The following is a 20,476-nucleotide window of genomic DNA, read 5'->3' as shown; positions in this document are numbered from 1 at the left end:
TTCTTTCGATGAAATCGACAATTCGCATGAATGGCTTCACTCCAATCGCAATGAATCCAGAACACATCCGCGTGTTCAAATGAGTTCGACATGAAATTCGGAATTGTTTCCGACAATTGTCGTGTGAACTGGTTGCGACAGGCATTTCAGCAGAAGTATGTCCCGAAAAGATCGTATTGCAACGGCTAGGGCGATTTTAATCAATGTCCGGATAAAAGGGCTGAATCAAGTTTTTCAATGTTGTCGCATCTCCCCACGTGTATTTTTCGTATCTCGCCCGGCTTCAACAATCCGCAACATCGGGAGCGGTTCATAGTTATGCAAGAAGAACTTTCCTGTCGTAGGGAAGGACTCTGCTGCTTTTTGAACCACAAACTCGATTTCGCAACAACTTGCTCGGATACATCTTTTTCCTGTTGGCCAACGCCATGTTGTTTATTCGCCCGTCGGAACTTTTTCCGGCGATGGGGGATGTGCAGGTGTATCTCGCGTTTATTGTTCTGGCATTGTTGTTCTCCATTCAGGGGATTCACAATCAGGTTCAATGGAAGTCATTGATCCAGCAGCCCGTGAATCTCTGCGTGATTGCTGTCACGATCTGTGTCGGATTGTCACGACTGTCGACAGGGAATTTAGACAAAATCGATACAGCTGTGATCGGAATGCTGAAGGTCACGCTGTATTACCTGGTGTTGGTCTCGGTCATCACAACGCCGCTTCGCCTACGGTATTTTTTGATGTCGACAGCGATTTGCTCGACATTGATGATTGCATACAGCGTCGTGGACTACCGAAGCTTCAACGCGGAGTGGGTAAACAATCCGAATCTTGAGCAAGTGCTGGATATCGAGCACAAGCTTCCTCCCGATGAGCGGACGATCCTGCGTCATATTCCTGACCGGGACGGTGTTGATCGTTACGGAAACGAAATCTGGTTCTTCAGGATTTGCGGTTTAGGAATCTTTCACGATCCCAACGACTTGTCGCTTTTGATTGTGGTGACGTCGATTATCTCGATTTACTTCCTGACCGATAAGAACATTTCATTGTTCCGGGTTCTGTGGATCTTGCCTTTAATGATCATGGCGATCGCGATGTACTATACGTACTCTCGCGGAGGGCTTCTCGCAGCGATGATTGCGATGTTTGCATGGCTTTGCACTCGCTACGGAGGAAAGGTGGCACTGACAATTGGGGCCCTCTGTGCTGCCGCCGTTCCCGTTGCTTTGGGGCGAGCAGCGAATATCGATGTTTCCAGTGGAACGGGGCAACAGCGGATTCAAATCTGGAGCGATGGCTTGATGGCCATTCGCAACAGTCGTGTCATCTTTGGAATCGGCGAAGGTCAGTACACGGAAATTTCAACACACGTCGCGCACAATTCTTATGTCCATGCGTTCGTTGAGCTGGGGCTTGTTGGAGGAACTTTCTTCTTTGGCTGTTTCTTTCTCCCCGCGTTTACATTTCTCCTGATGAAAACGAATGGATTCAAAATTCATCAGCCTGAATTGCGAAGACTCTTTCCGTACATCGCTGCCATGTTGGCTTGTTGGTGTATGGGAATGTGTTCCCTGTCACGATGTTACGTTCCACCGACTTATATGATCGCTGGGATTTGTGCTTCGTTCATCAACCTTGTTGGTTTTTGTCGACCAAGTCCACGTCCATTACTCGTCTTAAATTCCCGAACTGCCCAGCCCTGGATCGCTTGCAGTTTCGGCGTGCTGATTTGTGCATACCTGTTTGTCCGCGTTTTTGCTCGCTTCGGTTAAGCGTTGATGTCTCAAAGAACGAGAGTTATGAATCCATGAGTCAACTTCCTCAATACAGCGTTGTCATTCCCGCCTACAATGCGGCCAAAACCATTGAAAAAACACTCGATAGTGTGCTAGCCCAAACAGTACCACCGAGTGAAATTGTCATTGTTGATGACGGTTCAACAGACACGACTTGCGATGTCGTCTCCAGATATGGGGATCAGGTTCGTCTGCTCATGCAGGCCAATGCTGGTCCCGCAGCTGCGCGGAATCATGGGATTCGCGAGGCGAGTTACGACTGGATTGCTTTGGTCGATGCAGACGATACCTGGCTGCCTGAGAAGCAGGAAATTCAACTTCCGTACTGCATGCCGGATGTTGGAGTTGTTCACTGCTATGAAATTGAAGAAGAGATTGAGCTCGAATCTGAAGCGATCGATTTCAAAACACTCTGGAAGCACAACTACATCGGCACTTCAACTGTCGTCCTGAATCGCAAAACCTTGGCTGAAGTCGGCGAGTTCGTAGAGGACCGGGCGATGATGTGTGCTGAAGATTACAATTTGTGGCTTCGCATTGCTTCATCTGACTATCGAATCGTAACGGTGAAGCAAGCCCTGATTCACTACACCCCAGCGGAAGGAAACTTGTCTGGGCAGTTTGAGCGAGTCATCAAGGCAGAGTTGCACAATGTTGACGTCATCGCTGGTCAACTTAATCTTCCAGCAGAGATGGTTCACGCGAAGAAAGCAGATCTCTATGAGGAATATGCCAAGGCATTATTCTGGCGAAGAAACTTAAGGCTCGCACGTTCGTACTACGGAAAGTTGCTCCGTCAGCGACCTTCGCTCAATTCACTGAAATACTGGTTGGCGACCTTCCTGCCTAATTTCGTTCTTGGTGAACCTCGGACTGCAACCACATAAAGATTGCCTCAATGACACTCAGGAAAAACATTCTGGCCGGTTGGGCAGCCCACCTCGTGACCGTGATGATCGGCTTCTTTTTGATGCCGTACATCCTCGGGACGGTGGGGGAATCGCAGTACGGTGCGTGGGTCTTTATCAATGCCGTCGCTGGGTATTCAGGGATGATTTATGGCGGATTCGGGGCGACAATTTGTCGTTATGTTTCTGACCTGTCTGCTCGCAAGGAATGGACACGACTGAATCAATTCGTCAGTTCAATTCAATCTGTGTATTTCGTTACAGCTGCCATCGCTCTGTTGGTGACCGGCTGTTTCGCCTGGGCTGCAGGGAGTCTGAATAAATGGGACTCACTATCGCTCCTGGAAATTCGCCTGTCGATCTTGATCGTCGGCGGCACAATCGCACTTGGAATGATCGGTAGTGTGTACGGTGGTGTGCTGATCGGGATGCAGCGACTGGATATCAAACGCAGCATCGAGGTTGGCATCGGGATTACTCGTCTCGTGCTTGTTCTGCTTTGTTTGCAACAGCAGTATGGGCTGGTCACGCTCGCTCTGATCTTCTTCGTTGTGACTCTCGCTGAGCATTTGATTAGTGCGGTCATTGCCTATCGTCTGATTCCGACTCTTTCAGTTGCTCCCTGGAATACTCGCAAGGATGTGCTGCAAGAGTGTTTTGGTTTCAGTGCGTTCAATGCTATTGCACTCGTTGCTGAGTATCTCATCTTTTTTACCGATACGGTCGTGATCGGCTTGGTGCTCGGGCCGATTGCAGTGGTTCCGTACCAGATCGGGTTGCGAATTGCTCAGATGATTCAAATCCCGATTGCACAAATTGGTGAAGCAATTCTTCCCAAAGCGGGTGAACTTCATGCAAAGCAGGGGAGTCATGAACTCGGCAAAATTGTTGCCAAAGGGATGGGTGTCGCCTTTCTGCTTTCTGGAGGTTTTTTCATCGGAGCGACCTACTTTGGCGAAATGCTCATTCAAACCTGGATTGGAAAACATTACCCATCCAGCGCCTTGGTGATGGCAATTCTGGTCGGTGCACAGATGGTCGCTTTGCCAATGGTTGTCACACGGAAAGCACTGCTCGGGACAGGGCAGGTTCGGCTTCCCGCCTTTATCGACATTGCAGAGGCAGTGTTCAACTTAATTCTTTCGCTCATCTTGATCCAATACTTGGGCATCGTGGGGGTGGCGATTGGAACTCTCATCCCGATCGTACTCACCGAGCTGTTTGTTTTTCTTCCTTACGCAATGAGGCAGCTTCTTCTGGATCGAAAAGAACTCTTCCATCAAGCAGTCGTACTCCAAACTCCAGCACTCATCGTGCTACTGGCCTTTTGTGAATTCATCTCCCGTTTCGAACTGAGTTCAGGGTGGTTGAATCTACTCGCAGTCACGGGTGGAGGAGGGATTGTGCTGTTGGGGATCCGTTACCTCACTCACATCGTCGATCGAAACAGGCTTCCGCTCACAACGATTCAGCCGAAAACAGCCACACACTAAGTGCGAAGATTCAAATGCAATCAACACTGACACAAAATGAAAACAACATCACGCAGACGAATTCTGCGTCGAAAAGTTCGGCGTCTCTGGCATGGAGAACGTACTCAGCTTCTGAAGCGAGCGAAGGATTGAACTTGTGGAGCCGGCTGTCTTATCGCCTTGGGAACTCCTCGATGACAACCCATCCTGCCTGGGTACAGAGCTGGATTGACAATTACGGTGACGAAGTTCCGTTCCGCTTTCTGGTGGGAGAGGCAGATGGGCAAGTTCGCGGAATCGCTTTGCTGACTGCTGGCATCGAACAAAAATACGGACCGTTTCCGGTGAAGACGCTGCATGTCGGAACCGCAGGAGAAGCTCTTCAGGGAACAATTAAAGTCGAATACAACCGCCTTCTGGTTGAACCGGAGTATTCGCAGGCGTTTCTGGACGGGCTCGTCAACACGATTAAAAACGACACCAGTTGGGAAGTCTTTCATCTGGACGGCTTCGCAGACAACGATCTCAAACCGTGGGAAGCTTCTTTTCCGAACGCTGCGATTCGCTATCGAGACAGTCTCTATTTCGACTTCGAAGAAGCTCGAGAGAAAAACTCTGATGTCATCTCTCAGCTTGGGAAAAGTACACGTTCAAACATTCGTCGACGAATCAAGAAGCTCGGAAATCTTGAAACGGACTGGGCAACCAACCTCACGCAAGGTGCCGAAATTTTTGAAGAGTTGGTCGATCTTCACCAACAACGTTGGAACGCCACTGGTGAACCAGGAGCGTTTGCCAATCCGAAGTTTCTGAACTTTCAGAGGCAACTCATTGTGCAACTCATCGCGGAGGAAAAGTTGGTCCTGTTTCGTGTCCGGGACGATTCGAAAACTGTCGGTTGCCTGATGTTACTTGTCGACCAAAACAGAATGCTCGACTACCTCTCTGGTTTTGAATCCTTTGAAGAATACCCCAGCATTGGATTGATCACGCACTACCTTTGTATGGAAGAAGCGTTGAAGCGAGGCTTCTCTGCGTACGATTTTCTGGTCGGAGAAAAACAGCACAAGAACAACCTGTCAACGCACTGCAACCAGTTGTGCTGGCTAACGTTCAACCGTCCATCGCTCAAAACTAAAACAGTTAAAACTTACCGGAAAATGAAACGATTCCTTCAAGGGACTTCTGTGACTCAGTAGCCATCTAAGTTCAGCCTTCACGACGGAAGCCAATTTCGCCAAAGACTCACTTCGTTCAACATCCGAATATCGTGCTCCAGTAGGACCACACACATGAAGACAACAATTGAACAGCTTCCTGAATCAGCTCAGGAAAACGAAGATTACCACTCGATTGCGAGGAAGCGTCTCAAGGTTTGCCATCTCAGCATGACTCTTGAAACCGGTGGCCTGGAGCGTCTGCTCGTCGACTATGGTCGGTTTCATGATTCCAGCAAATTCGAACTCAGTTTCATTGCCCTCGAAAGAATTGGCCATCCGGCTCAGGAACTTCGGGAATCCGGTTTTCAGATCGATCAGATTGGTCTTTCGAAAATCGGCAAGCTGACTGGAATGAAGCGACTGGCGCAGCTTTTCAGAGAACATAAAATCGACATTCTTCACACACACAACACCTACCCGCAGTTCTATGGAGCCTTTGGTGCCAAGTTTGCGAAAGTTCCTGTTGTGATTAACAGCCAGCACGGGCGTGGTTGCGGACCTAACCGGAAGTCGGTTTGGCAATTCCGCCTGGCGAATCATCTGACAACTAAAGTTGTTGGCGTCTCCGAAGATGCAACCAAACTTTGCCAGAATCAAAACCGCTCCAACGCCGCTAAAATGACCTGTATCTGGAACGGCATCGACCTCGAACGTTTTCGGTTTCGTGGTCCTCACGATTCCCTTTCAGCGATCTCTGTCGGACGCCTTTCTCCCGAAAAGGATTACGCGACGCTGCTGCGGGCAACCAAAATTGTTTTGGAATCGTACCCTGAGTTTCAGTTGATGCTCATTGGCGACGGGCAAGAGCGTCAACAACTTGAGGAACTGACCAATGAACTCGGTATGAAGTCCAACGTCACGTTTCTCGGTGAACGAAGTGACGTTCATGACCTGTTGGCAACCGCCGGATTCTTTGTTTCGTCCTCTACGACAGAAGGAATTTCACTGACTCTGCTCGAGGCAATGGCTGTCGGCCTACCGATCGTGACGACCGCTGTCGGTGGTAGCCCGGAAATTGTTGTACCGGATAATACCGGAAAACTGGTCCCACCGAGGAGCCCGGACCAGCTGGCTCAGGAGATAATTGCCATGATCGAAGAACGGGCTGTCTGGCCGGAAATTGGGAGAGCTGCCCGCGAACGAGTCGAGGAACATTTCAATATCCGCACCATGATCCGCCAGTACGAAGAACTCTATTCAGAACTCTACGAGCAAAGAAATGATTAGCTCAAGCCGAGCCTGTACAAGATCTCGAATTCCCACTGCAACTTCGTTTTCAGGGCTTTTGTTAGCGTTGCGAAGAATATCAGGTCCACAAATTTGTCGCAAAAATGTTTGCCCGAGTACAGAAACTTGGGATTGAAATTCACAGAACAAACGGTTCGCCAATGAAACAGCAGACCCCAAAATTGAATGTTGCCCTTCTGGGGTGTGGACAAATCGCCGATGCACATCTTTCACAGATAGCTCGAATCGATTCCGCAGAGGTTGTCGCTGTCTGTGATATCCATGAGGACCTTGCATATCAGGCAGCTGCACGGTTTCAGATTCCGCACACCTACACCGATCTGGACCGAATGATTGAAGAGGTTCAGCCGGATGTTGTCCACATCACGACCCCGGCACACACACATGCCGACTTGACAATCAAGTTGCTGAACCTTGGATGTCATGTTTATGTCGAAAAGCCATTCACTCTTGATGCAGTTGAATCCGCCCGAGTCCTTGCCGCTGCGGAACTGGCTAACCGGTCGGTTTGTGTCGGTCATGATCAACTGTTTGATCCGATGTGGCTGCGATGCCATGCATGGATTCAACAGGGGCTCATCGGAGAAGTTGGTCATATCGAATCGATACTTGGTTACCCGATCGCAGGAAACTTCGGAGCGTTGGTCGCTGCCAATCCGAATCATTGGGTCCGTAAGCTGCCTGGGGGACTCTTTCAGAACACGATCTCCCATCCGCTGTATCGCATCACCGATTTACTGGAAGACGATCAACCGGAACTCATCGGGAATTGGTACACACAGCCAGCGTACGACTTCCCGACAGAATTGCAGATCTCTTTCCAGGGACGACGCCAAAGCGGGAGTTTGACCTTTTCGACAAGAATTCCACCGCAACGAATCACACGTATTTATGGTGCGAAGGGGACGCTCGAAGTCGACTTTGATGCCCAGACAGTTCGCCTGAACTCCATCGCGAAACTCCCCGGCGCGTTCGCCAAGCTGGAACTTCCCTGGAAGCATTTCCGGAATTCCATCTGGAACCTCTCGAACAACCTCTGGAGATTTGCCAAAGCGGATATTCACTACTTCGCCGGAATGAAAACGCTCTGCGAGAGATTTTACGAGTCGATTCAAACAGGAAGCGAACCCCCGATTCCCCCTCATGAAGTCCATCGTGTCACATTGTTGATGGATCGAATTTTTGATCATTGCCGCGCACAAGGCTTAACCAAGTCAACGCTTCCAGCAAATACGACATCAACATCAGAGTTAGCTCGAATTGAAGAGGTGCCAACATGCCCGTAGTTCAAACCTCTCTCACTGCTCAAACGTCAACGACCGCCACTATTACAGGAGCGACCGGGTTTCTCGGGCGCCGTCTCGTGCGTTCTCTTCTGGAAGAAGAAGGCCTTCGTGTTCGATGTCTGATTCGAGATTCAAGTTGCACCGCAGAACTTTTGAATCACGTTGACCAAAGCCTGCACGGGCGAATTGAATTCTGTCGAGGATCGCTGACCGACCGGCAGTTTGTCAGTCGTCACTTTACCGACAGCGATGTCGTTTATCACCTGGCTGCCTCTCTCGGAGGGAGTGCATCAACAATGTTTTTAAACACTGTCATTCCGACTCGAGAACTTATGGAAGTTGCAGCGACTGCCAACGTTGGGCGATTTGTCTTGGTCAGTTCGCTGGGAGTTTACGGAACGCAATCAGTCAAGCGATGGGGCACGCTCGACGAAAGTACGCCAATCGATTCACACCCCGCACAGCGTGACCCTTACACATTCAGCAAAGTTCGACAGGAAGCTGTCGCTCGCACGTTGAGCGAACAGCTGAGTTTGCCGTTAGTCATCGTGCGCCCCGGTGTGATTTATGGCCCGGGGCGATCCGCAGTGACCAGTCGTGTCGGGTTGCCAGTCGGTCCGTTCCTCATTCGGATGGGGGGAGGGCAGGAACTTCCCTATACATTTGTTGAAAACTGTGCCGACGGAATCAAACTCGCTGGGCTCGTGCCGAATATCGAGGGCGAAGTCTTCAATCTTGTCGACGACAACTTGCCGACTGGAAAACAAATCCTGCGGTCAATGAGAAGGCAAGGGAAAAAAACTCGCTGCCTGTGGATCCCTCGCGGAGTACTCGGCCCGATGTCGCAGGTGTACGAATGGTATTCAAATTGGTCCGAAGGACAACTTCCCCCCGTCTTGACAAAGCATAAATGCGAAGCGATGTGGAAGCCGGTGCGGTACTCTAATGCGAAAGCCAAGCACAAACTGAACTGGACCCCAAAGATTTCGACAGAAGAGGGACTTCGCCAAACTATCGCTGGCTGACAGGCAAAACAGAGTCCAAAGTCAAAGTGTGAAGCCTTCTTTCCGCCGATGGAAGCACAACATTCCTTATCATTATGCGCATCCTTTTTATCAGTACGACCTTTCCCGACGCGAGCTCACCGGCTCGCGGGACGTACAATTCTGCGCTTTGCCAAGCATTGTCGCAGGAGCACCAGGTGCGTGTCATCGCTCCTCGAGCGTTTACCGAAGCGATTCCTTTCCGACTGAAAAGAAATCGCTACCAGTTGCCGAATGAACTGCAATCCTCAAACCTCGCAGCCAGTTATCCAACTTTCTGGTACACACCGAAGGCGATGCAGGAAAAGTCGGGCGATCAGATGTGGTGGTCGGTCAAATCAGATGTTCAAAAAGCGGTCAATGAGTTTCAGCCGGAAGCCGTTCTCAGCTACTGGGCTCACCCAGAGGGGGAAGTTGGTGTTCGCGCCGCCCAATTGGCGAACGTCCCGTCGGCGGTCATCGTCGGAGGAAGCGACGTCCTCATTTTGCCGAATCTGCCAAAACGCGGGCCTCGCGTTCGAGACGTCTTATTGCAATCAGACACTGTAATCACCGTCAGCGACGGATTACGAAATTCCGTGATTGAGCTGGGAGCAAATCCTGATCGAGTTCAGACAATCTATCAGGGAATCGATCCGCAAGTCTTCCATCAGCACGTGTCACGAAGCGATGCTCAACAACAATTGAAGCTGAACTCCGAACTCAAACATCTCGTTTGGGTCGGGCGAATGGTTCCAGTCAAAGCTCTTGATGTCCTTATCGACGCGGCATCAGATCTCTTCAATCAGAAACTTCCATTTGAGTTGCACCTGATTGGAGATGGTCCCGAGCGCGGCCGCTTGGAAATGCGAGTCGAGCAATGTGGCCTCAGCGATTCAGTTCGATTTGAGGGGACGATCGGGCATGATCAAATCGCCGACTGGTATCGAGCTGCGGACTTAACTGTGATGTCCAGCGATTCGGAGGGACTCCCGAACGTATTGCGGGAATCCCTGGCTTGCGGGACTCCGTTCGTCTCCACCGATGTCGGAAGCATTTCGGAAATTGCTGATTCCAGATACTCACAGCTGGTCCCCAAGCAGAATTCGGAATTACTCGCGAAGGCGATTGTCGACGTCCTCGATGAGTCATTTGCAATAAATGCCCGACAGTATCAAGCCCGCTCCTGGGATGAGACGGCACTCGAAACTGCAAGTCTGTTCGAGAGACTTCGCTCGGAGAAATCCTCTTCCCGAACAGAGGCATCAAAACAAAATCAACCCACAGAGATCCCGATCGCCAGTCAGTAAACCTCACCTCATGATCACATCGCAAAAACATCGCGTTTTGTTTGTCGCCTACCAGTTTCCACCGGTGGGAGGAGTGGGCGTTCATCGTGTGACGAAATTCGTGAAGTACCTCCCGCAGCATGGTTGGAACTCGACAATCTTAACAGTTTCGAATCCTTCGGTTCCGCTCCACGATCAATCACTGTTGAAAGACATTCCGGCAGGAAGTCTCATTCGACGAGCGAAGACTTATGAGCCGGGATACGGTCTCAAAAAGAAAGTTTCAGGAGGTCAGGGAACCGGGAAAAAGAATCCTCTGGTCTCAGCAATCAAGTCCGGAATTCGTGCGGTCGGAAACACTTTGCTCCAGCCAGACTCGCAAGTTCTGTGGCATCCGCATGCCTACCGCGATGGCTTGAAAATCCTCAAGGATGTCCATCATGATGCAATTGTCGCCACCGGCCCACCATTTTCTTCTTTACTGCTCGGTGCCAAACTGGCGAAGAGAACTGGGCTCCCATTGATCCTTGATTACCGGGATGAGTGGGATATCAGTAATGCATATTGGGAAAATAAATCGCAAAGTCGTCTTAGTCACTGGATTCAAACTCGCCAACAGCACAAAGCTCTGAATGCCGCACGGTCTATTCTTGCAACAACTCCTTCCAGCGCCGCTGCCGTTGGCGAAATCGCCAAACAAGCAGGCAGCGACGCCGTCGCCTCGCACATTTACAACGGTTTCGACCCGGATGATTTTCCGATGGATGTCTCGCTCGAAAAAGAAGACTTTGGAAACGGAACATCGCGGTTTCGTCTGGCCTTTATCGGAACTCTCTGGAACCTGAATTCCATCGAACCTGTGGTCACCGCGCTGGAAATGTTGAATCAGACAAGCCCAGCCATCGCCAATGAAATTGAATTGCTTCTAGCCGGTCGCCGAACAGAAGAGCAGGAAGCCATTGTTGACCGATTAAAAGAGACCGCAGTCGCAGTCAGCCGGTTACCGTTTATTGACCATACCCAAGCTGTCCAATTGATGCGGACTGCCGACAGTTTGCTGATGATTAATTCAGACCTGCCAAAAACCCAAAGAATCATTAACGCCAAAACGTTTGAATATATGGCAGCCAAACGGCCAATGTTTGTTGTCGCTCCCGAAGGTGACGTTTGGGATGTTGTCCGAGACCTTCCGGGGACTGTTCTTTGCGAACCGAAAAAGGTCAGCAACATTGCCGATCAACTCAGTCTTCTGGTTGAACAGCATCGCTGTGGTGTTGAGTATTCGTCAGGTGACTGGAACATCAATCGTTTTCATCGACAGCAATTGGCTGGGGAACTCGCCAGTTTGCTCAACCAAACAATTCGCCAAGAATCGCAAAGCGTTTCGCGGTTTCGTTCGTTGTTCATGGGGCACGATGTTCAACTTGATCCGGAAGGAAACTGAGAATGAAATTCTTTCTGATCGCCTTAAGCTGCTTTGCTGTGATCTGCGCGGTAGGGCTCACGTTGTTGATTCGTGCTCGCAATATGCAATATTGGATTCGCAGTTACGTCGTCCCAAAAGAACACAAACCGGCAATCCATCCTGACGACGTCATTGATGTCTTCATTGCAATTTGTGACCACTGGGAACCAGAATGTTATGGTGCCTCACAAGAGACCGCGAATCATCGTGTGTCACGCTGGCGAGAAGAATACCCGCGACTCTTCGAGCAGTTTCGTGATGTCAATGGCCGACCGCCTCAATACACTTTCTTCTTTCCTCAAGACGAATACCGCCCTGAGTATCTGGACGGAATCAGGCCGCTCTGTGAAGCTGGTTTTGGCGATGTCGACGTGCATCTTCATCACCATGATGATACGCCCGAGCAGCTTCGCGAAAAGCTGGATTCGTTTCGGGAGACGCTGTACCACCGGCATGGATTACTGCGGAAAGATCCGGTGACAGGAGAAATCGTCTATGGGTTCATTCACGGAAACTGGTCGCTGTGCAACTCTCGCCCAGATGGTGCCTGCTGCGGAGTCGATCAGGAATTGACGATCCTGATGGAAACCGGTTGCTATGCCGATTTCACGCTTCCATCAGCTCCGAGCGCAACACAAACAAGCACTATTAACAGCATCTACTATGCGAAAGATCGAATGGGGCAACGGAAGTCCCATGACACCGGAGTTCGATCGCGAGTCGGCATACATCCACCCGAGGACCATCTGTTGATGATACAGGGGCCACTCACCTTGGACTGGGAGTATCGAAAATATGGGCTGATCCCGCGAATCGAAAATGGGGATCTTCACGGCAATCGCCCGGGAACAGCAGATCGGATGAAACTGTGGCTCAACGCCGGAGTGACTGTTGCAGGGCAACCAAACTGGCGGTTTGTGAAACTACATACCCATGGTTGCAAAGACGAAAACATCGACACGATGCTCGGTGAACCGATGCAGCAATTTTATCGTGAACTCGAATCTATGAGCCAGGAAAATTCGAAGCTCAGGTTCCACTTCGTCACAGCTTGGGAAATGTCACAATTCGTTCATCAAGCAGAGCTGGGATACGCCGTCCCGAACTTCCACTTCCAGAACCAGCATGAAAATGTAAGCGTTCACAAAGCCTGGAAAACTGGTCCTGAAACATAATATTGCTCTCTCCGAACGTTGAGGAAAGCGGCTACGTCTTACTGAAAAAGTTTGTCACGAGGATGTCCGCTGCTCCGAGGGCAAAGAGGCCAACGCTGATGAGAGCATTGATGTTGAAAAACGCGACCCCGACGCGCGACATGTCGTCCGGGCTGATGATCCAGTGTTCGTAAATCAGTAGTCCACTCACCAGAATGACACCAACAAGAAAAACCGTTCCCAGGCCAGCGACCCACCACAATCCGAACAGGCAAACCATCGTCAGGACGTGACTGAGAAAGGCGATGATGAGTGCGTTTCGCGTGCCGACTTTCGCCGGGATTGAATGCAGCTTTTCCGACTGATCGAATTCTTGGTCTTGCGTGGCGTAGATGATGTCAAATCCGCCAACCCAGAAGAAAATGACAGCAGCCAGCAACACCGGTGTCCAAGAGAGCGTTCCGGTAATCGCAATCCAGGCAGCGATGGGAGAGAGCATCAGAGCGGCACTCAACCAGTAGTGGCAGAACGCCGTGAATCGTTTTGTGTATGAGTATCCCAGCAGAAAGCCAAGGACAGGCAAGGAGAGAATCACCGGCCAGACGTTCGGTAAGAACAAGAGAGTTGAAAGCACAAAGCCGACCACACAAACTGACGTAAACGCGACAACAATTCGGATGGAGAGAATTCCAGCAGGGATGTGCCGACCTTCAGTTCTCGGGTTCTCGGCGTCAATGTTTCGGTCAATGAGTCGATTGAATGCCATCGCTGCCGAACGGGCAAACACCATGCAAAGCACAATCCCGATCAAGTGTCGAATTTCAAAAGGGTAGTCTCTCCATGCGAGAACCGCTGCCAGAAGGGCGAACGGCAAAGCGAAAACGGTGTGGCTAAAACGGATCAGCCCGAGAAGGTCTTTGAGTCGTCGCCAGAAAGAGACTGCTGTCGCAGGTGTCGCTGATGATTCGATGCTTTGCATGGGGAACGCTTACAGTTTTAACACTTACAATGACAATGTGATTGAGTTCGATGTCGGCCGCTCGTGTTGTGATGACTTGAGTGGAGAGTATCGAAGAGAGTTTTTTCAGCAACCGTCAAAAAAATGCGACATTCACCGATCAGGATTTGCTCTGGATTCGGCAATCGAAAAAATCAAGTAGCGATCACGTCCAATGAGTCCGCCGGGATGTCGGTTTCCAGTTCTGCGTGCCCATCTTGAAGCATCTTTCTTGTGAGAGCGACCTCTCCGATGAGCATCGCAAGTAAAAACAATAAAAGCACCCACCACAATTCTGTTTGTGAGTTCTCTGCCTGAACGCGTTTCGTCAGATCGCTCATCGTGTCAATCTTCTGCATCCGTTCCTTTCCGAGCAGTGATTCCCACGCCAGGTCATCCAAAGGTGTCAAATTCGATTCCTCTCTGTCATCAGTGACAACAAATGGAATACCGGAATCTTGCGGGGCGTTGATCTCGTGAAAACTATATCGCCCGGGGATGGATGTCTCGCTGAATGATGCGAAGTTGATTTTTCCCTGCCGTGCGAATTCAGGGATCGCACCTTCGATTCCCGGGCCAGTGACATGGAAATCGCGAGGCCGCTGATCCTCCTTGAGTTCCACTTGAATCGGCATGCCGACATGCACATTGTGAACTGCCTCCATTCCCGCGAATCGAAAAACGAGTTCGTGAACAAATGGGACGAAATCGTTTCGGGCTGGCAAAGTTGACCAATCTGCGTCCAGTGGAGCAGCCAACTGAACGATGGTCCCTTCGCCGAGTCGGCGGCTAATCATATATGGCTGACCGTTCGTAAACTTGATCAGCTCCGTCTGTATCGACTGCGTCTTGTCGTCGTCGAGACCTTGCTCTGTTGGCTCAAGATCTTTTGCTGAAAAATCATAAGGACGCAGCTTCCACCAATTGGAAAATCTCGCCGTCCAGAAATCGACTCCTCTCTCTTTTCGAAACCGTTGCAGCCAAGAGGCATTCAAACTTAACGACTCAATTGAGACAAGTTTTTCAACGTCGAGGTCTTCTTTCTCGATTTCTACAAATTCTGCAGGGAGAAATGGAACATCCCCTTCAAATCTGAAAGAGTTCCAGTGCGGGCCATCTACCGATTCACCGGGCGCCAGAATCAGCCCCCCTCCAGCGAGCACGAAATCGATCAGTTCCAACTGTTGTTTCGGTGTGATGGATTCAACGTCACACAGTATTGCAATCCGGTTCCGGTTCAGAACGTTTGCATTCAGTTGACTCGGTGAGACCACTTCAGTTCGAACCCAGGGAGATTTTTCGCCGGAGGCAGCGAAAGCGGACTTCAAGAAAAATGTGTCAGAGCGGGTTTCGTCAAGATTCGCCGATCCATTCACAAGTACCACCGGGATTCCATTTTGAACAACGATGATCGCCTCTGATTGATCGTCCTGATGCAATTGGTCTTTTTCGATTGAAACAGTAACGCGGAAGAGGCCCGTCGAGGTGAACGCGTGTTCGAATTCGACCATCGCTTCCCCATTGGGGAGCAGATTGATCACTCGTGTTGCATCCGGGGCGGGTTGATCATTGATTGCTAGAGAGACCACTTTTTGAGTCGCTTCACCCCCTGACTGTCGGATTGTCGTCCGAAACTGAATAGGAAATCCAGGAACGGTCATCTCTCGGGAAAGTTGGATTTTGTCGACAGAACTATTCGGCCGGTCTGCGTTGTCTCCCGACAGATTCACCACCGAAACAGTTGGGGCGACTTCTGGTTGCTGAAGAAGATCATCAATTCGCTGAATACCAAATTCATTGTCCACTTCCCACGGAAACGCTTGCCCATCCGTCAGAATCACAGCTTCGCGAGTAACGTTGTCAGTCGTCGAAAGTATCCTCAGTGCGTCCAGGATCGCCTCTGTCAGATTGGATCGTCCTGTTGGTTCAGGGACTTGATCAAGCACACTCCGAACGTAAGACATATCCGAAGTTGGTGGGTGGATGAGACGTCGATTGCGAGAGCGGGCATCAAGAACTGAAACGGTGTCTCCGGGATTGAGTTGCTCGATTGCCGTGTGAATCCATTGTAGCCCGGTTGCATGCGGGGTCTGCTTCTCACCCTGCCACCCCATACTTCCTGACCCGTCTAATACGAACACAATGTCTCTTCCAACTGGCTTCCCCAAATTCGCAAAGAAAGCCCCACTCCCATTTGGGCGAGCCAAAGCAAAGACCAGACTCGCCAGAAGGCCCATTCTCAATAATAAAAGGAGGAGATCCTGAAACCGAATTCGTCGACGTGTTTTTTGGCCCAGCTGGAGGAATTGCATGGCTCCCCAGTGGACGACATCATGTCTGCGTTTGCTTAACAAGTGCGCAACCACAGGAAGTATGACCGTGACCAGACCTGCAAGCATTGCGATGTTAGTAAACGTAAACGACATAAGTGGTTATGTAAATGAGACAAGGTCTGAGATCTTGTCGGAGAGCTGAGGGAAAAAACGATTATTGAAAAAGTCTTCAGTAAGAGTATGTAGATTCTTACGAAATCTCCATAAAGATTGTATTTTTCACGGGTTTCGACGAATCGATGCAGTTGATTCGTCGGCAGAGTCTCGTTATCCTTTTCCGTTTGCCGGCCGATCAATACCATTGATGGTTTCTCAATCTGGTCGAAAAACGAGATTTCACCAACACAGAGGTTGCACCTGGGGACCAGGTGTAGAAGGGGTGTCGCCGTGCAGACGGTACAAAAAACAACAGTAGCGAAAAAAGAAGAGGTTGTCGCAGATTGGTATCTGGTCGACGCTAAGGATGCGATTGTCGGTCGACTCGCGACTCGGATTGCAGTGGTTCTCATGGGGAAGCACAAACCAATCTATACGCCTCATGTTGATTGCGGTGACTTCGTTGTCGTAACGAATTGCGATCGAGTACGTTTCAGCGGAAAAAAACTCTCGCACGACGAAAATCCTAACTTCACCAAGAAGATGGCGACCAAAGAGTACGACTATTACACTGGATATCCCGGTGGTCATCGTGTCAACACTGGTGCCGAGCTACTTGAGCAGAAGCCTACGAAGATTTTGGAAGAGGCCGTTCGTCGGATGCTCCCCAAGAACAAGTTGGGCCGCAAAATGCTGAAGAAATTGAAATTATATGCAGGGTCAAGTCACCCGCATCAGGCTCAATCGCCTCAAGACCTGCCTTCCTAGTTTGAGCTAGATCGAAGCTTGAGTGAGCCCTCGACTCTCAGCATGTGAGAGGCCAATTTGAGTTTTGATCAGTTCCTATAATAAAACCTTCGACCTGAATTCACCGCGACATTTGTCGCTATTTGTTTTTGAGCTGGAATACATCGGATGTCAACAGATTCATCAAATCCCGAACTCCCTCAAGATGATGCAGCACCAGAAAAGCCAGCTGCGCCTGAGGCCACAATTCAAGAGCCGGAAGTCCCCGAAGTCGCTGCTCCTGCAGAACCAGAGGTTCCCGCTGTTGAAGCTACTGAGCCAACCATTGCTTCCGGATTGGAGATTGGTAGCGAAGCTGGAGAAGCTGTTTCTGAGGCTGAACCAATTGTGAACCGCAATCCCGTGATTCGTGGAAAAATTGACCGCTACGGAGTTGCGTGGGGAACTGGTCGTCGAAAGACTGCTGTTGCTCGGGTTCGTTTGAAGGATGGTGACGGGAAAGTCGTTATCAATGGTCGTACTCTTGAAGAATACTTCCCGATTCTCCGCGATCAAAAACTGATCTTCGCCCCGCTGGAGGCAGTTGACCTCAAGGGTAAAGTAGACATCATCGTTAACGTCAAGGGCGGTGGTCCAACAGGTCAAACTGGGGCAGTTGTTCTGGGAATTGCACGTGCGATTCAAGTGAAAAGCCCAGAACTTCATCCTAGTCTCAGTTCAGGTGGCTTCCTGACTCGTGACAGCCGGATGGTTGAACGTAAGAAATACGGATATAAGAAAGCCCGTAAAAGCTTCCAGTTCTCAAAACGTTAATCACGACCAGGCAAACCGCGAACGAAACTCAAAAGTATCGTTACCATCCAATGTGTCTTCGATAGCATTTAAGTTTTGTTAATTCGAGTTCATTCCAAACTACATAATAACCACCAGTCAAGTTCTATTTTGCTGGTGAGTACGGCAAAGAGGTGTTGAGATGGCACATAAAAAAGGACAGGGTTCGACAAGGAACGGTCGAGACTCAAACGCCCAGCGACGTGGAATTAAGAAATTCGGTGGACAATCTGTCATTGCCGGGAACATTCTCGCACGTCAGTGCGGAACCAAATGGCATCCCGGTAAAAATGTCGGCATGGGAAGAGACTACACTCTTTTCGCCTTGACCGATGGGACTGTGCATTTTGATCGCAAGGGACGCAGAATGAACATTATTCCTGTCGAACAGGAAACTTCTGCTGCCTCCGAAAATTAAAATCAACTGCTGTGGATTCACAGCCAGTTTGTCTCATTCCCTTCGTAACAAAATGTTTGTTATTCAACTGGGTTTGAGTAAGACTAGACAGTTTTCTCTGTCATGTAGATAGAATTAAAACCGTACACTGTTCATGCAGATGTGCGGTTTTCTTTGCGCTGACGGACATTACGACAACTAATCTGACTGACTCTGGAGCGAAGGAAGGCTTCATCAGTCTTGGAGAGGCTGAAATCACGGAATATCACACATCGATTTCATCATAAATATACTGCTGTGCTTTCCGTGCTCCCTCATCGCAAACTGTCGGTCGGATCAAGTCATAGAAGTGACTTCCAAGGGCACTCAATAAAGCCACGTGCCCATCTGGCTTCTGGGATCGTTGGTATTCACAAAAAGGATGTTTCGGTGTTCAAGATTTGTGAAGCTTAAAAGGGAGAATTCAACAATGGCTCGACTCTGTGTTACCCTCGTCCTCTCGTGTTTCATTAGCTTCACGTCCCTATTTGCGGATGACGAAACTACGCAACAGGAGGCGAAAACTCTTTCCAATATTCAGCAAGTCACAATGGGTTTGCCCCGTGCCGGTGAGGGCTACTTTTCTCCTGACGGGAAAACAATTGTTTATCAAGCCTATCCCGTTGGCTATCCCTTCTATCAGATCTATGTGCAGAATCTTGATGAACGTGTCCCGATGCGTGTCAGTCCAGGACGCGGACGGACGACATGTGCCTATTTCACTCCTGACGGGAAGTCACTACTTTTTTCATCTGCACATACTCACCCTGAGCTTGCGAAAATTGAAAAGGATGCACGTGATTTAGCAGCTGCTGGAGGGCGTCGTCGCTATCAATGGGATTTTGATGAGTACATGGATATCTATGTTTCCAACTTCAACAGCAAAGAACTCACGCAGCTGACGAATTCTAAAGGGTATGACGCCGAAGCCAGTTACTCTCACGATGGCAAGCAAATTGTGTTCACTTCGACAAGAGATGGTGATCCCGATCTCTACATCATGAACTCTGATGGAACTGGAGTTCGACAGATCGTTAATCAGGATGGATACGACGGCGGCCCCTTCTTCTCACCCGATGATAAGTGGATTATTTTTCGTTCAGATCGCGAGAACGAACACATGCTTCAGCTTTACGTCGTCTCGGTTGACGGAAAGCATGAATTCCAGCTCACGAACGATCCAAACACAGTCAACTGGGCCCCCTATTATCACCCATCAGGGGAATACATCATCTGGACAAGAGCAGACTATTCAAGAGGTCCTGCGGGAGCTAATTTCGACCTCTACACGATGAATCTTGACGTCAGCAAGGACTCTGTGAAAGCGGGGAAAGTCACACGCATCACCTTTCACGAAAAAGCAGACGTCCTCCCTGTCTTCAGCCCTGACGGCAAAAAACTGATGTGGACTTCCTCCCGAACCAAAGACGGTAGCAGCCAACTCTGGCTTGCTGACTGGAAAGGTCTCCCAAAATAATCAGCGAACCTTCCAGGTAGGTAGAGACTCTGACGACGTTGTTGAGTCCATTGTGATCCCTTTGTTTTTCGACCATAAACGCATGTTTTTCTGGTACGAAAAAAGTCCCCCACCAATGAGGGTTGCACTGGCACCTCGTTCGAATATAAATAGACATCAACGGACGTTTGGCGCAGTCGGCTAGCGCGCTTCCTTCACACGGAAGAGGTCACAGGTTCGAGTCCTGTAACGTCCACTTCTTAAGACTGTTGATACCAATGACTTGCGACGACGGGCTGAGTCGACACTGAAAGCCATGGTACCTTATGAGGGTGGAAAACACACCAGAATAGGCACTTTCAAGCGTCTAGACGGTCGCTTGACTTCAGGCGCGGAACAGTGAAGGATGATAGGCGAGGTCCGCTGAGACCGACTCAGCAGGTCGACAATTCGGAGTGCAACGCTCGGAAACGAAATCTTGAATTTGGCGGTCGTAAAACTTTTTTTACTCACTTGGGCAGGTCGACTGCATTGCCCCGATGCAAGATGGTCTTGAGGGTGGCGGTCACGGTTCGCAATCGTGTAATCCGGTCGCTTCGAACACTACATCCAAGCAACATCGACCCCTGATGACTTGGTGCTGACTCATAACCAGCTTTTCAAAGTACGCGGAACCCTGCAAGAGAACGAAGAACGCTCGCCGATGGCTCGCTCAAGAAA

The 20,476-nt window shown here is 49.9% G+C and carries 16 protein-coding genes and 1 tRNA gene; 15 read left to right on the top strand and 2 right to left on the bottom strand.

The features are described from left to right. Positions 1–428: 428 nt before the first annotated feature. The 10 genes from Mal48_RS10320 to Mal48_RS10275 all read left to right on the top strand — a co-directional run bounded on the left by Mal48_RS10320 (position 429) and on the right by Mal48_RS10275 (position 12,881). Complete coding sequence (locus Mal48_RS10320) at positions 429–1,772, top strand: O-antigen ligase family protein (protein WP_145198659.1); 1,344 nt, start codon at positions 429–431, stop codon at positions 1,770–1,772. A gap of 35 nt (positions 1,773–1,807) precedes the next feature. Then, the gene (locus Mal48_RS10315; protein WP_197442229.1) at positions 1,808–2,683 is read left to right on the top strand and encodes a glycosyltransferase family 2 protein; all 876 of its coding nucleotides are present in this window, start codon (positions 1,808–1,810) and stop codon (positions 2,681–2,683) included. 11 nt (positions 2,684–2,694) lie between these two features. Further along, positions 2,695–4,197, top strand: a complete 1,503-nt coding sequence (locus Mal48_RS10310) for an oligosaccharide flippase family protein (protein WP_145198655.1) — start codon at positions 2,695–2,697, stop codon at positions 4,195–4,197. 173 nt (positions 4,198–4,370) lie between these two features. Further along, on the top strand, positions 4,371–5,375 hold the full coding sequence (locus tag Mal48_RS10305; protein WP_197442228.1) for a GNAT family N-acetyltransferase: 1,005 nt from the start codon (positions 4,371–4,373) through the stop codon (positions 5,373–5,375). 93 nt (positions 5,376–5,468) lie between these two features. Beyond that, positions 5,469–6,623, top strand: a complete 1,155-nt coding sequence (locus tag Mal48_RS10300) for a glycosyltransferase (protein ID WP_145198651.1) — start codon at positions 5,469–5,471, stop codon at positions 6,621–6,623. A 161-nt stretch (positions 6,624–6,784) separates the two neighbouring features. Then, positions 6,785–7,930, top strand: a complete 1,146-nt coding sequence (locus tag Mal48_RS10295) for a Gfo/Idh/MocA family protein (protein ID WP_197442227.1) — start codon at positions 6,785–6,787, stop codon at positions 7,928–7,930. Continuing rightward, positions 7,921–8,955 (top strand): NAD-dependent epimerase/dehydratase family protein, encoded by a 1,035-nt coding sequence (locus Mal48_RS10290; RefSeq protein ID WP_145198648.1) that lies wholly within the window; start codon positions 7,921–7,923, stop codon positions 8,953–8,955. Before Mal48_RS10295 ends, Mal48_RS10290 begins: the two co-directional genes overlap by 10 nt. Positions 8,956–9,029: 74 nt before the next feature. Then, positions 9,030–10,262, top strand: a complete 1,233-nt coding sequence (locus tag Mal48_RS10285; RefSeq protein WP_145198646.1) for a glycosyltransferase — start codon at positions 9,030–9,032, stop codon at positions 10,260–10,262. 10 nt (positions 10,263–10,272) lie between these two features. Further along, positions 10,273–11,685, top strand: coding sequence for a glycosyltransferase family protein (locus Mal48_RS10280; RefSeq protein ID WP_145198644.1), 1,413 nt, complete (start codon positions 10,273–10,275; stop codon positions 11,683–11,685). 2 nt (positions 11,686–11,687) lie between these two features. After that, positions 11,688–12,881: a hypothetical protein gene (locus tag Mal48_RS10275; protein WP_145198642.1), complete on the top strand. Its 1,194-nt coding sequence runs from the start codon at positions 11,688–11,690 to the stop codon at positions 12,879–12,881. A 31-nt stretch (positions 12,882–12,912) separates the two neighbouring features. Here the strand turns inward: Mal48_RS10275 and Mal48_RS10270 are convergent, their stop codons facing one another. Beyond that, positions 12,913–13,839 (bottom strand): UbiA-like polyprenyltransferase, encoded by a 927-nt coding sequence (locus tag Mal48_RS10270; RefSeq protein ID WP_145198640.1) that lies wholly within the window; start codon positions 13,837–13,839, stop codon positions 12,913–12,915. A 173-nt stretch (positions 13,840–14,012) separates the two neighbouring features. After that, on the bottom strand, positions 14,013–16,283 hold the full coding sequence (locus Mal48_RS10265; protein ID WP_145198638.1) for a vWA domain-containing protein: 2,271 nt from the start codon (positions 16,281–16,283) through the stop codon (positions 14,013–14,015). 294 nt (positions 16,284–16,577) lie between these two features. Here Mal48_RS10265 and rplM point away from each other — a divergent pair, with 294 nt between their 5' ends. The 5 genes from rplM to Mal48_RS10240 all read left to right on the top strand — a co-directional run bounded on the left by rplM (position 16,578) and on the right by Mal48_RS10240 (position 20,012). Further along, complete coding sequence (gene rplM / locus Mal48_RS10260; protein WP_145198636.1) at positions 16,578–17,054, top strand: 50S ribosomal protein L13; 477 nt, start codon at positions 16,578–16,580, stop codon at positions 17,052–17,054. 147 nt (positions 17,055–17,201) lie between these two features. Then, a complete protein-coding gene (rpsI, locus tag Mal48_RS23890) occupies positions 17,202–17,846 on the top strand; it encodes a 30S ribosomal protein S9 (protein WP_145198634.1) in 645 nt (214 codons plus the stop codon). A gap of 160 nt (positions 17,847–18,006) precedes the next feature. After that, positions 18,007–18,282 carry a 50S ribosomal protein L27 gene (gene rpmA / locus Mal48_RS10250; protein ID WP_145198632.1) on the top strand — a complete coding sequence of 92 codons (276 nt, stop codon included), beginning with the start codon at positions 18,007–18,009 and terminating at the stop codon, positions 18,280–18,282. 448 nt (positions 18,283–18,730) lie between these two features. Continuing rightward, positions 18,731–19,777, top strand: coding sequence for a TolB family protein (locus Mal48_RS10245; RefSeq protein ID WP_145198630.1), 1,047 nt, complete (start codon positions 18,731–18,733; stop codon positions 19,775–19,777). A gap of 161 nt (positions 19,778–19,938) precedes the next feature. Next, positions 19,939–20,012 (top strand) — tRNA-Val (locus Mal48_RS10240). The last annotated feature ends 464 nt before the right edge of the window (positions 20,013–20,476 follow it).

The organism is Thalassoglobus polymorphus, from assembly GCF_007744255.1.
GTDB lineage: Bacteria > Planctomycetota > Planctomycetia > Planctomycetales > Planctomycetaceae > Thalassoglobus > Thalassoglobus polymorphus.
Note: the sequence above shows the minus strand (reverse complement) of the source record. Positions and strands in the feature narration are given on the sequence as shown.